This window comes from Kitasatospora sp. NPDC023385, assembly GCF_055664045.1.
Window position 1 is genome coordinate 141,393 of record NZ_JBVOOL010000016.1, and the last position, 13,062, is coordinate 154,454.

At 74.0% G+C, this 13,062-nt stretch carries 8 protein-coding genes; all 8 read left to right on the forward strand.

Annotated elements, in window-relative coordinates; genetic code table 11:
• Positions 1-239: 239 nt before the first annotated feature.
• Entirely contained in the window at positions 240-2,045 is a 1,806-nt protein-coding gene (locus AC0B61_RS24545; RefSeq protein ID WP_471742886.1) for a putative bifunctional diguanylate cyclase/phosphodiesterase, read from the forward strand.
• 250 nt (positions 2,046-2,295) lie between these two features.
• Positions 2,296-2,592 carry an Asp-tRNA(Asn)/Glu-tRNA(Gln) amidotransferase subunit GatC gene (gene gatC, locus AC0B61_RS24550; protein WP_030057414.1) on the forward strand — a complete coding sequence of 99 codons (297 nt, stop codon included), beginning with the start codon at positions 2,296-2,298 and terminating at the stop codon, positions 2,590-2,592.
• 5 nt (positions 2,593-2,597) lie between these two features.
• Positions 2,598-4,106, forward strand: a complete 1,509-nt coding sequence (gene gatA / locus AC0B61_RS24555) for an Asp-tRNA(Asn)/Glu-tRNA(Gln) amidotransferase subunit GatA (protein WP_471742887.1) — start codon at positions 2,598-2,600, stop codon at positions 4,104-4,106.
• Positions 4,103-4,363 carry a hypothetical protein gene (locus AC0B61_RS24560; RefSeq protein ID WP_030243916.1) on the forward strand — a complete coding sequence of 87 codons (261 nt, stop codon included), beginning with the start codon at positions 4,103-4,105 and terminating at the stop codon, positions 4,361-4,363. Before gatA ends, AC0B61_RS24560 begins: the two co-directional genes overlap by 4 nt.
• Positions 4,364-4,446: 83 nt before the next feature.
• A complete protein-coding gene (gene gatB, locus AC0B61_RS24565) occupies positions 4,447-5,958 on the forward strand; it encodes an Asp-tRNA(Asn)/Glu-tRNA(Gln) amidotransferase subunit GatB (protein ID WP_471742888.1) in 1,512 nt (503 codons plus the stop codon).
• Positions 5,959-6,253: 295 nt separating this feature from the next.
• Positions 6,254-6,412, forward strand: coding sequence for a hypothetical protein (locus AC0B61_RS24570; RefSeq protein ID WP_471742889.1), 159 nt, complete (start codon positions 6,254-6,256; stop codon positions 6,410-6,412).
• Between the two features lie 134 nt (positions 6,413-6,546).
• Positions 6,547-9,594 (forward strand): helix-turn-helix transcriptional regulator, encoded by a 3,048-nt coding sequence (locus tag AC0B61_RS24575; protein WP_471742890.1) that lies wholly within the window; start codon positions 6,547-6,549, stop codon positions 9,592-9,594.
• 515 nt (positions 9,595-10,109) lie between these two features.
• Positions 10,110-13,016, forward strand: a complete 2,907-nt coding sequence (locus AC0B61_RS24580) for a putative bifunctional diguanylate cyclase/phosphodiesterase (protein ID WP_471742908.1) — start codon at positions 10,110-10,112, stop codon at positions 13,014-13,016.
• The last annotated feature ends 46 nt before the right edge of the window (positions 13,017-13,062 follow it).

The following is a 13,062-nucleotide window of genomic DNA, read 5'->3' on the forward strand; positions in this document are numbered from 1 at the left end:
GCGGGCATTGTGTCACTGTGTGACACCCGGGCGAGGTGACGCGTTCCCGGTTGTCCGAAAGTCTGCCCACCGGGTGGACCCCGGCATACCCTGGAGCGCAACAGAATGTCAGCAGGGGTGGGGGCACCGGCTGCGCCGGTGCTCCTCGGGGTCGCTCCATGCCCGGCAGCTGTCGGTACCGGCACGGTGCCTCACCGTAAGGCGGCCTGACGGGGCGGGCCCGACGGAGGACAGGGCTTATGGATCGTACGACCGGCGGTGCGCCCACACGCCCGCCGCAGGGGGTGGCAGGTGCGGTCCTGCTGCTCGGCGTGCTGCTGGCCGGAGCTGCGCCGCTCATCCCGCTGGCCGTCCTGGTCTACCGGTACGAACCCGAGCTGCTGCCGCTGTTCGCGGTGCCCCTGGCCGTGCTGGTCGCGGCCTGGCGGATCGCCCGGGACCGCGCCCGCGACCAACTGACCGACCCCCTGACGGACCTGCCCAACCGTCAGGCCCTGCTGCTGGCCGCCCAGGAGGCGATCGCCGAGTGCGACCAGGGCTACAGCGTCGGTCTCATCCTGCTCGACCTCGACCGCTTCCGGTCACTCAACGACACACTCGGTCATACGGCCGGTGACCGGTTACTGGTTCACATCGCCCGCCGGCTGCACCGCGCACTGCGCTCCGGCGGCCCGGCCGGCAGCGCCACCCGGGAGTCCATCGACGACGTCTTCGCCGGACTGCCCCGGCACTACCGCCGCGGCCGACCGATGGTGGCCCGGATGGGCGGCGACGAGTTCGCCGTCCTGCTGCCCGGCATCAACTGCCCGGACAGCCTGGAGCGGGTCGCCAAGGCACTCATCGCCGAACTGGCCGCCCCGATCCGGCTGGACGGGCTGCTGCTCGTCCTGGAGGCCAGCGCCGGCGTCTGCGTCTACCCGCAGCACGCCCAGGACGCCGAGTCGCTGCTGCGCCGGGCCGACGTCGCGATGGGCCACGCCCAGCGCGGCTGCAGCGGCGTCGCCCAGTACGACGAGACCCAGGACGCCGACACCCCGTACCGGATCGGGCTGCTCGGGGACCTGCGGCGGGCGCTGGAGACCGGCGAGGTGCAGCTGCACTACCAGCCGAAGGTGGCCTTCGACGGCCGGGTCGTCGGCCTGGAGGCGCTGCTGCGCTGGGAGCGGCCCGGGCAGGGCAAGGTCTCGCCGGACGAGTTCGTGGGGCTCGCCGAGTCCAGCGGCCTGATGCCCCGGCTCACCGACTACGTGCTGGAGGCGGCCGTCGGCCAGCTCGCCTACTGGCGCGACCAGGGGCTGCAGGTACAGGTCGCGGTGAACGTCTCGCCGCGCGACGTGCTCAACCCCGGCTTCGCCCAGCGCGTCGCCGGCCACCTCGTGCGCCACCAGGTGCCGGCCCACGCCCTCCAGCTGGAGATCACCGAGCGGCTGCTGCTGGACGACTCCCGGCGGGCCGCCGACACCCTCGCCGAACTGCGCGGCTACGGCGTCGGGATGTCCCTCGACGACTTCGGCACCGGGCACTCCTCGCTGGTGCGGCTGCGCAGCCTGCCGGTCGGCGAGCTGAAGATCGACCGCTCCTTCGTCTCCCGGATGGTCATCGACGACCACGACGCGGCGGTGGTCCGCTGCTCGGTCGAGCTCGCCCACTCGCTGGGCCTGACCGTGGTCGCCGAGGGCGTCGAGGACGACGAGACCTGGGAGCGGCTGCACTGCATGGGCGTGGACGCCGTCCAGGGCTGGCTGGTGTCGGCCGCGCTGCCGGCCGAGCAGGCCACCGCCTGGCTGCGGGTGCACCGCACCGGCGCCCCGCCGGCGGAGCGGCTGGGCGCGCCGCCGCAACTGCACGCCCGGTTCCAGCCGGTCCAGAGCGGCAAGCCGATCGTCCAGCCCGCCATCCCGCCGACGCTCCCGCCCGTCCTGCCGCCGGTCAGGCCGACCGGGCTGACGCCGGGGCTGCCGCCCGTGGTCCAGGCGGTGCCGGCCGCCCAGTTGGAGGTCAAGGCGCCCGGCGCCCAGGACTGGGCCCGCACCCGGCCGCAGTAGGGGACACAGGGGACGCCGGGGACACGGGGGAACGCGGGGGGAAGCGCCGCAGGAGACCGGCGGAGGACGCCATGGGAGCGCGGTGACGGGCGCCGCGGCTCACTCGTTGGCCGGTGCCCGCGCCGGGCCCCATAGGATGGGTGCAAAGACCATGAGGACGGAGCGCCGAACCCGGCTGCTCCTGCCCGGGCCCGGCACCGCCCGCAAGGCACCGCCGGGCCTCACCAGAACTCACCCTGAGGATCGCTGCATGCCTGGCATCACGCGCGAGGAGGTCGCCCACCTCGCCCGGCTGTCGCGTCTTGAGCTGAAGCCCGAAGAACTGGACCACTTCGCCGAGCAGCTCGACGTGATCATCGGCGCGGTCGCCCGCGTTTCCGAGGTCGCCGGACAGGACGTCCCGCCGACCTCGCACCCGCTGCCGCTGACCAACGTCATGCGCGCGGACGAGGTGCGGCCGTCGCTCACCCCGGAGCAGGCGCTGTCCGGCGCCCCCGCCGCCGAAGAGCAGCGTTTCCGTGTGCCGCAGATCCTCGGGGAGGACTGACCGAGATGACCGAGCCGAACCGTACTCCCATCATCACGTGGAGCGCCGCCGAGACCGCAGGCGCCATCGCCAAGGGCGAGGTGTCCGCCGTCGAGGTCGCGCAGGCCCACCTGGACCGCATCGGGGCCGTCGACAAGAAGGTCAACGCCTTCCTGCACGTCGACACCGAGGGCGCGCTGGCGGCCGCGAAGGCCGTCGACGCGAAGCGCGCCAAGGGCGAGGAGCTGGGCCCGCTGGCCGGCGTCCCGCTCGCACTGAAGGACGTCTTCACCACCAAGGGCATCCCCACCACCTGCGGCTCCAAGATGCTCGAGGGCTGGATCCCGCCGTACGACGCCACGCTGACGACCCGTCTCAAGGACGCGGACGTGGTCATCCTCGGCAAGACCAACATGGACGAGTTCGCGATGGGCTCCTCCACCGAGAACTCCGCCTACGGCCCGACCGGCAACCCGTGGGACCTCACCCGCATCCCCGGCGGCTCCGGCGGCGGTTCGGCCGCCGCGCTGGCCGCCTTCGAGGCCCCGCTGGCGATCGGCACCGACACCGGCGGCTCGATCCGCCAGCCCGGCGCCGTCACCGGCACCGTCGGCGTCAAGCCGACCTACGGCTCGGTGTCCCGCTACGGCCTGGTGGCGTTCTCCAGCAGCCTGGACCAGGGCGGCCCCTGCGCCCGCACCGTGCTGGACGCGGCGCTGCTGCACGAGGCCATCGCCGGGCACGACCCGCTGGACTCCACCTCGATCGACGCGCCCGTCCCGGCCGTGGTCGAGGCCGCCAAGCGGCGCGACGTGCGCGGCATGCGGATCGGCGTGGTCAAGGAGTTCGCCGGCGAGGGCTACCAGGCCGGCGTGATGCAGCGGTTCCAGGAGTCGGTGGAGCTGCTGCGCGAGCTGGGCGCCGAGGTCGTCGAGGTCTCCTGCCCGTCGTTCACCCTGGCGCTGCCGGCGTACTACCTGATCGCGCCCAGCGAGTGCTCCTCCAACCTGGCCCGCTTCGACGCGATGCGCTACGGCCTGCGGGTCGGCGACGACGGCAGCCGCTCGGCCGAGGAGGTCACCGCGCTGACCCGCGAGGCCGGCTTCGGCGACGAGGTCAAGCGCCGCATCATCCTGGGCACCTACGCGCTGTCCTCGGGCTACTACGACGCCTACTACGGCTCGGCCCAGAAGGTCCGCACGCTCATCTCGCGCGACTTCGACGCGGCCTTCGCCGGGGTGGACGTGCTGGTCTCGCCGACCACGCCGACCACCGCCTTCCCGATCGGCGAGCGCGCCGACGACCCGATGGCGATGTACCTGGCCGACCTGTGCACGATTCCGTCGAACCTCGCGGGCAACGCGGCCATGTCGCTGCCCGTCGGCCTGGCCCCGGAGGACAATCTCCCGGTCGGCCTGCAGATCATCGCACCCGCGATGGCGGACGACCGCCTGTACCGCGTGGGCGGCGCCGTCGAGGCCGCACTCAACGACAAGTGGGGGCACACCCTGCTGGAGGAGGCACCGGCACTGTGAGCAAGATCGAGAAGGCCAAGGCCCAGTCCGCTTCGCTCAAGGGGTGGAAGCACTCGAAGCCCGGCCTGTGGCTGTCCATCGGCACCAGCGCCTTCGGCGCCGTCACCATCGCCAAGGACGTCCGCAAGGCCCGCGCCGAGAACGACACCCTCAAGCTGGTCAACGCCCTGGTCGGCGCCGCCGCGCTGGTCACCGGCACCGCCCTGCTGGTGCGCGAGCTGCGCCAGCTGGGCTCCGACGACGTGCTGCTGGGCTGAGCCGACCCGAGCGCCCAGGCCCGGCCCCCGCGCGAGCGGCGGCCGGGCCCGTACCTCCGAAGTCTTTTGAGTGAAGGGACGCTGTGAGCGTCATGAACCTGGTCTCCTACGAGGACGCTCTCGCGTCGTACGACCCGGTGATGGGCCTTGAGGTCCACGTCGAGCTCGGTACCAAGACCAAGATGTTCTGCGGTTGCTCGACCGAACTGGGCGCCGAGCCGAACAGCCAGACCTGCCCGACCTGCCTGGGCCTGCCGGGTTCGCTGCCGGTGGTCAACGCGGTCGGCGTCGAGTCGGCCGTCAAGATCGGCCTCGCGCTGAACTGCGACATCGCCGAGTGGTGCCGGTTCGCGCGGAAGAACTACTTCTACCCGGACATGCCCAAGAACTTCCAGACCTCGCAGTACGACGAGCCGATCGCCTTCAACGGCTACCTCGACGTGCAGCTGGAGGACGGTTCGACCTTCCGCGTGGAGATCGAGCGCGCCCACATGGAGGAGGACACCGGCAAGTCCAGCCACGTCGGCGGGGCCACCGGCCGCATCCACGGCGCCACCCACTCGCTGCTCGACTACAACCGGGCCGGCATCCCGCTGATCGAGATCGTCACCAAGCCGATCGTCGGCGCCGGCGCCCGCGCCCCCGAGGTCGCCAAGGCGTACGTCGCCGAGCTGCGCGAGGTGATCCGCTCGCTGGGCGTCTCCGAGGCCCGGATGGACAAGGGCCAGATGCGCTGCGACGTCAACCTGTCGCTGCGTCCGAACGGCACCGAGAAGTTCGGCACCCGCTCGGAGACGAAGAACGTCAACTCGCTGCGCAGCGTGGAGCGGGCCGCCCGGTTCGAGGTCCAGCGGCACGCCACCGTGCTCGGCGACGGCGGCACCATCGTCCAGGAGACCCGCCACTTCCACGAGGACAACGGCACCACCACCTCGGGCCGGATCAAGGACAACGCCGAGGACTACCGCTACTTCCCCGAGCCGGACCTGGTGCCGGTGGCCCCCGCCCGCGCGTGGGTCGAGGAACTGCGCTCCGCCCTGCCCGAACTGCCGCGGGTGCGCCGCGCCCGGCTGCAGGCCGAGTGGGGCCTCACCGACAAGGACATGCAGGCCGTCCTCAACGCCGGTGCGGTGGAGCCGATCCAGGAGACCATCGCGGCCGGCGCCCCGGCCGACCAGGCCCGCAAGTGGTGGCTGGGCGAGCTGTCCCGCCGCGCCAACGAGACCGGCACCGAGCTGATCGAGCAGCCGATCACCCCGGCGCAGGTCGCCCGGGTCGCCGCGCTGGTCGCCGAGGGCAAGCTGAACGACAAGCTGGCCCGCCAGGTCATCGAGGGCGTCCTGGCCGGCGAGGGCGAGCCGGACGAGATCGTCGAGAAGCGCGGCCTGGCCGTGGTCTCGGACGACTCGGCGCTCGGCGCCGCCGTCGACCAGGCCATCGCCGGGAACGAGGCGATCGCCGCCAAGATCCGCGACGGCAAGGTCGCCGCGGTGGGCGCGCTGGTCGGCGCGGTCATGAAGGCCACCCGCGGCCAGGCCGACGCCGCCCGCGTGAAGGACCTGATCCTGGAGCGGCTGGGCGTGGAAGGACAGTAGGCAGATCCTGGAGCGGCTGGGCGTTTCCGCCTGAGCGGGGCTCTTCCGAGGGCGTACAGGCCGCCGAGCCTGTCTTCCTAAGGCGTCTAAGGCGTCTAAGGCCCTCTAAGTAAGGTCTAAGGCCCGGTCTCGCCCCCGTATTGGGGTGGGGCCGGGCCTCAAACCTTTTCCGGAGCCCGATCTAAGGCATCCGGACCCCGAAAGATCGGGCACGCTCCCGATGCCGCACCCCCCACTGGGAGAGGAAAGTCTTACTCGACAGGGAAACGCAGTGAGACCCGCAGGGGGAACCGAAATGATCGAGTACCAGACCTTCCAGCAACAGGCCCACGAGCTCGTCGCCCGCGCCGAGCACGAGCGCCTGGTGCGCGAGGCCAAGGCGGCGCGCCGCCTGCAGCGCCGTCCGGTGGCGGCCCGCTTCCAGCGGCGGCCCGTCCGTCAGACCGAATGCTGACGGTGCGGCACCAGGACGGTGCCGACGGAGTTCCGGAGGGGGAGACGCTGCGAGTCAGCGTCTCCCCCTCCGGGCGTTCGCCCGGGGAGATATCCTCTCGGCCGGTCACCACCGGCTATGGCATGCTCGCCTCCATGCAGCAGATATCGGTCAGCCCCGTCTTCGTCGGCCGTGGCAGCGAGATCACCGAACTGACCGACGCGCTGCGCCGGGCGGGCACCGGCAGCCCGCAGGCCATCCTGATCGGCGGGGAGGCCGGCGTCGGCAAGACCCGCCTGCTGGAGGAGTTCCTGCAGCGCGCCGCCGACCGGGGAGCGGTCACCTCGCTCGGCAGCTGTCTGGAGGTCGGGGCCGAAGGCCTGCCGTACGCGCCGCTGGCCACCGCGCTGCGCCGGCTGCACCGCTCGCTGGGCGCCGAACTGGAGGCCGCCGCGGCCGGCAGTGAGGGCCATCTGTCCCGGCTGCTCTCCGAGTTGGGCGAGGCGGACGGCGAACCGAACGACGAGTACAGCCGGGCCCGGCTGTTCGAGCACACCGCGAGGCTGTTCGAACGGCTCGGCGCGGACCGTACCCTCGTCCTCGCCGTCGAGGACCTGCACTGGTCCGACCGCTCCACCCGCGAGCTGCTCGCCTTCCTGGTGCGCACCCTGCACCGCTCCCGGGTGCTGCTGGTCGCCACCTACCGCAGCGACGACCTGCACCGCCGGCACCCGCTGCGCCCCTTCCTCGCCGAGCTCGACCGGCTGCGCACCGTCCAGCGGTTGGAACTCGCGCGGTTCGACCGCCGCGAGGTGGCCGCCCAGCTGGCCGGCATCCTCGGCACCGCCGTCCCCGAACGCCAGCTGGTGGACCGGATCCACCGCCGTTCGGAGGGGAACCCCTTCTTCGTCGAGGAGCTGGCCACCGCCTTCGACGATGGCTGCGGCGCCGGGCTGACCGACTCGCTGCGGGACATCCTGCTGGTGCGGGTCGAAGGCCTGGACGAGGAGGCCCAGCGGGTCGTGCGGATCGCCGCCGAGGGCGGCTCGCACGTCGAACACGCCCTGCTGGCCGCCGTCCTGGACGACGACGAGGAGGCGCTGATCGAGGCGCTGCGGGCGGCCGTCGGCGCCAACATCCTGCGCCCGGACTCCGAGGGCGAGGGCTACCGGTTCCGGCACGCGCTGGTCCGCGAGGCGGTCTCGGACGACCTGCTGCCCGGCGAACGGCACCGGATCAACCGCAAGTTCGCGCTCGCCGTGGAGGCGCAGCCGCAGCTGGTCCCCGGCGACGCGCTGCCCGCCCGGCTGGCCAACTACTGGTACCACGCGCACGACCCGGCCCGCGCCCTGCCGACGGCCCTGGACGCCGCCCGGGCGGCCCGCCGCCGCAACGCCTTCGCCGAGCAGCTGGGCATGCTGGAGCGGGCCCTGGAGCTGTGGGACATGGTCACCGAGGACGTGCTGGCGCACACCCTGCGCCCGTACGACTGGGCCGAGACCTACCCGCCCGGCGCCTGCGACCACCAGGCCGCCGACGAGGACTGCGACCGGATCCAGCTGGAGGACGTGCTGGCCGAAGCGGTGGTGGCGGCCCGGCGCTGCGGCGACCGCGAGCGCGGGCTGAGCCTGGCCAAGCGCGGGCTGCGGCTGGTCGACGAGACGGTGCACCCGGTGCGCGCGGCCTGGTTCCGGATCAACCGGGCCCGGATGCTGGGCAGTCTGCGCCGCTCCGGGGACGAGGAGGAGATCAACCACGCGCTGCGGCTGGTGGAGCACCTGCCGCCGTCCGCCGTCCAGGCCGAGGTGCTCGCGCTCGGCGCCGGCTCGGCGATGCTCAAGAAGCCCGGGCCCGAGCACCTCGAACTCGCCGAGCGGGCGATCCGGATCGCCCAGCAGGTCGGCGCGCACTCCGTCGAGGTGCACGCCCGGATGACCCTCGGCGGCCTGCGCTACGACGTGCAGGGCGACGCGGAGGGCGGGCTGGCCGAGCTGGCCGGCGCGGTCGAGCGGGCCCGCCGGCTGGGCGTGCCCGACCTGCTGCTGCGCGGCATCAACAACCTGTCCAGCCTGCAGCGCGGGCTGGGCCGGGCCGAGGACGCGGTGAAGCTGGCCCGCGAGGGCCTGGAGTTCGCCGACGGCAGCGGCCTGCTGCGCAACATCGGCACCATCCTGACCGGCAACCTGGTCGAGGCGCTGACCGACCTCGGGCGGGTCCGGGAGGCCGAGGAGGTGCTCGCCGCCTGCGAGCTGATCAGCCTGAGCGGCACCCACGCCGAGTTCCTGGACCGGATGCGGGGCGAACTCGCCCTGTTCAAGGGGGACCTGCCCGGCGCGGCGACCATGCTGGCGCGGGCCCGGTCGGCCAACCGGGTCGGCCAGGTCCAGCACAGCGTGCCGATCAGCCGGCTCGCGGTGCGGCTCGCCGCGGTCGGCGGACGGCCGCTGGAGGCCCGGGCCGAACTGCTCGCCGCGCTCGCCGAGGACGGGCGGCTGAGCCACGAGTCCGACGTCTACCCGCTGCTGGTCGAGGCCGCCGCGGCGGAGGCGGACAGCCGCGGCCTGCCGGAGGCCGAGGCGGGCCGGGCCGGGGCGCTGGCCGCGATCGCCGCGGCGGCCGCCGGGCTGCGGCCCCGGGCGCCGCTGCACCACGGCTGGGCCCGGCTGCTGGAGGCCGAACTGGCCCGGGCCGGGGGCGCCGACACCCCCGCGCAGTGGGCCGCCGCGGTCGAGGCGCTGCGCCCCACCTGCCTGCCGTACCCGCTGGCGCTCGCCCTGCTGCGGGCCGGCGAGGCGGAGGTGCGGGCCGGGCGGCGCGAGGGCGCGGCCGAACTGCTGCGCGAGGCGGTCGAACTGGCGGCCGTACGGGACGACCGGCCGCTACTGGCGCAGATCACGGGCCTGGCCGAGCGGGCCGGGGTGAACCTCGCCCCCCGTGAGCGGGCGGCCGTCGAGGAGGCGCCGGCCGCGGCCGCCGGGGACTCCTTCAACCTCACCCCCCGTGAGCGCGACGTGCTCCGGCTGCTCACGCGCGGCTGGACGAACCGGCAGATCGCGGAGGAGCTGTACATCTCTCCGAAGACCGCAAGCGTGCACGTCTCCAACATCCTGGGCAAGCTCGCGGTCGCCGGCCGGGGCGAGGCGGCCGCGCTGGCGCACCGACTGCGGCTGTTCCCGGACGATCAGGCCCTGTCAGGCCGCTGAACCCGCCCCCGCCGCCGGGCCCGGACCGCCGTCGACGCGGCGCCCGGCGGCGGGGGCGCCGCCGCGTGCTCCCGTGCGCGCCGCGTGAGCCCCTGTCCGCGCGCCGCCGCCAACCGGGCCGATCCGTCGGAATCGGGGGCATTCCCCCACCCTTCCGCCATTACTCTAAGTTGAATGTGCGTGTCATTGAGTGACGGAATTGGTGTAGGGTCCAGTTCGGGAGCATCGGTGCGGTGCGGCGGCCGGAAGGCCGCCCACCCCCTGGGCCGCCGTCCTGACGGGGCACCAGGCCCCCGCGTACGGCCAAGAGGTACGCGACCGGTGGCCCGTGGCCGGGGCGCGAGGCCCCGGGCTGGAGGGGGAGAGGCCGAGTGAGCTCCACCGAAACGGTGCTGCCCGGAGCCGGACGCCCGGGCGCACCGCCCGCCGACACGTCCGCCACCGACACGACCGCCACCGACCTGCCCGCGCCCGCCGACACCGGCCGGCGGGGCCCGCTCGAGGAGAGCCGCACCGTGCCCGGCCTCGCCCTGGGCGCACTCTGCGTGGCCTACGCCACGGGCGCCGCCACCGGCTGGGGATCCCGCCAACTGTCCATCTTCATGGGCGACTTCGGCCTGGCCGCAGCAGCCCTCGCGGCCGCGCTGTCCTGCCTGGTGTACGGCTGCACGGCCGGCGGCCACACCCGCCCGGCCTGGCTGCTGTTCGGCCTCTCCTCACTGATGGTCGCCTTCGGCAACGGCACCTGGGGCTGGTACGAACTGGTCCTGCGCACCCCGCTGCCGCAGGACTCGCTAGCCGAGTACGCCTTCCTGCTGTTCGCCCCGCTCGCCATCACCGGCGTCCTGGTGCTCGCCCAGCGCCCGCGCTCGGCGGCCGGCTGGCTCTGCCTGCTGCTCGACGGCTGGCTGATCGCCGGCTCGCTGTTCACCCTCAGCTGGAGCCTGGCACTCGGCCGGATCGCGGCCGGCGAGGACGGCTCCCCGCTGCGCCTGGCCCTCAACCTGGGCTACCCGGTGCTGGACATCCTGCTGGTCAGCCTGGTCGTCGGGCTGCGCTTCGGCGGCCGGGACGGCAACCGGGCGGCCGTGCACACCGCGATGCTGGCGCTCGCCGTCACCGTGCTGTGCGACGCCCTGTTCACCTCCCCGGAGTTGCGCAACAGCTACCACTCGGGCGAACTGCTGGACGCCGGCTGGTTCTCCGGCAGCCTGCTGCTGGCCTGGGCCCCGTGGTCACCGCGCCGGCGCCGCCCGCTGCGCGAGCACCCCTCGGCCGGGGGCCTGCCGCGCCGCCGGGTGGCCACCACCTTCAGCGCGCTCACCCCGTACGCGGCCGCCGCGGTCTGCACCGCCGGCATCCTCTACAACGCCCTCGGCGGGCGCGCGTTGGACCGCGTGGTGGCCGCGGCCGCCTGCACCGTCGGGCTGGCACTGATCCTCAGACAGGGCGTGATGCTGCTCGACAACCTGTCGCTGGCCCAGGAACTCGCCCACAAGGAGGCGCACTTCCGCTCCCTGGTGCAGGGCTCCAGCGACGTCATCATGATCGCCGGCGCCAACGGCGTGCTGTCCTACGTCTCCCCGGCCGCGCTCGGCGTCTACGGGCGGGATCCGGAGGAGCTGGTCGGCGGCAACCTGCTGGACCTCGTCCACCCCGAGGACGTGGACCGGGTGCTCTCCGAGGTCCGCCGCTACCTCGCCAGGGTCCGGCTCACCGCCCACCGCGTCCCGGGCACCGCCGAGCCCTCGGCCCGGGTGGAGTGCCGGATCAGCTCGGGCGGCGGCGAGTGGCTGCACGTCGAGTCCACGGTCAGCCGGCACCGCGACGGCCTGCTGCTGAACAGCCGCGACGTCACCGAACGCGTCATGCTCCAGGCCCAGTTGCAGCACAACGCCTTCCACGACCCGCTCACCGACCTGCCCAACCGGGCGCTGTTCACCCAGCGGCTGCGGGGCGCCCTCGGCGCTCGCGGCCAGCAGGGCGGGACCGGCGCCGGGATCGCGGTGCTCTTCCTCGACCTGGACGGCTTCAAGGCGGTCAACGACAGCGCCGGGCACCAGGTCGGCGACGAACTGCTGGTGCAGGCCGCCCGCCGGCTGCAGGGCGCCGTCCGCTCCGGGGACACCGTCGCCCGGTTCGGTGGCGACGAGTTCGCCGCACTGGTCTGCGGACCGCTCGGCCGCCTCCAGGTCCAGGAACTGGCCGAGCGGCTGCGCATCGCGCTCTCCGCGCCGTACTGGATCAGCGGCGCCGAACTCAGCGTCGCCGCCAGCATCGGCATCGCCTTCGGCACCCCCGAACGCGGCCCCGCCGCCGACCCCAGGGCCGCCGCCGACGAACTGATGCGCAACGCCGACCTCGCGATGTACCGGGCCAAGTCCGAGGGCAAGGGCCGGGTGGTGCTCTACACCCCCGCCATGCGGGCCGACCTGGAGCGCCGCACCGAACTGGAGGAACGGCTGAGACTCGCCGTCCGGGAGGGCGGCTTCACCCTGCTCCACCAGCCCGTCGTGGACCTCGCCAGCGGCGCCGTCACCGGCGTCGAGGCGCAGCCCCGCTGGCGCTCGGCGGGCGGCCTGCTGCTCACCCCGGCCGAGTTCCTGCGCTCCGCCGAGCACGGCGACGCGGCCACCCGGTTCTCCCGCTGGCTGGTCCGCGAGGCCGTCGCCGCGGCCGTCGACCGGCGCGGCACGGTCGGCCGCAGCCGCGGCGTGCCGCAGCCCGTCCCGGTGGCCGTGCGGCTCTCCGTCGAGCGGCTCTGCTCGCCCGGCCTGTACGAGACGGTGGCCGCCGCGCTGCGCGACAGCGGACTGCCGGCCGGCGAGCTGGTGATCGAGGTGGCCCGGACGGGGCCGGACGCGCTCGCCGACGAACTCGGCCGCCGACTGGCCGCGTTGCGCCGCCTCGGCGTCGGCGTCTGGCTGGCCGGCTACGGCGCCGGCGGCGGCTCGCTCGGCGCCCTCGCCCGGCTGCCCCTCGACGGCCTCAAGCTGGACCGCACGCTCGTCCAGGACCTCGGCGAGTCCTCGCTCGCCCGCACGCTCGCCGGGCACGCCCTGCGGCTCGGCCGCGACCTCGGGATGGCCACCGCCGCCGAGGGGGTGGACCTGCCCCGGCAGGTCGCCGCACTGCAGGAACTCGACTGCGGACAGGCCCAGGGCTCCGCCTTCGCCCCGCCGCTGGACGAGCCCCGGCTGCGCCGGGCGCTGGCCCGCCGCGGCTACCCGCTGCCGACGCCGCTCGGCGCGCTCGCCGCCCGCCGCGCGTACCCGGCCCCGGACGCCCGGACGAGTGGCCGGACGGACGCCGCGCCGGGACGTGTCGTACGTCACCACAGCGGCTCTGACCTGCCCGAACACCGTGCCGCCGGCGGTCCGGGCGGAGGTCCGCATGGCGAGACGGTCGTCCCACCTGCTTGACACGCCACCCCGGACGGGAGGATGGTCGTTGCCATGCGCACCCGAA

Coding starts and splice junctions, on each gene's coding strand:
- AC0B61_RS24545 (WP_471742886.1), top strand. CDS start 240: ATGGATCGTACGACCGGCGGTGCGCCCACACGCCCGCCGCAGGGGGTG.
- gatC (WP_030057414.1), top strand. CDS start 2,296: ATGCCTGGCATCACGCGCGAGGAGGTCGCCCACCTCGCCCGGCTGTCG.
- gatA (WP_471742887.1), top strand. CDS start 2,598: ATGACCGAGCCGAACCGTACTCCCATCATCACGTGGAGCGCCGCCGAG.
- AC0B61_RS24570 (WP_471742889.1), top strand. CDS start 6,254: ATGATCGAGTACCAGACCTTCCAGCAACAGGCCCACGAGCTCGTCGCC.
- AC0B61_RS24575 (WP_471742890.1), top strand. CDS start 6,547: ATGCAGCAGATATCGGTCAGCCCCGTCTTCGTCGGCCGTGGCAGCGAG.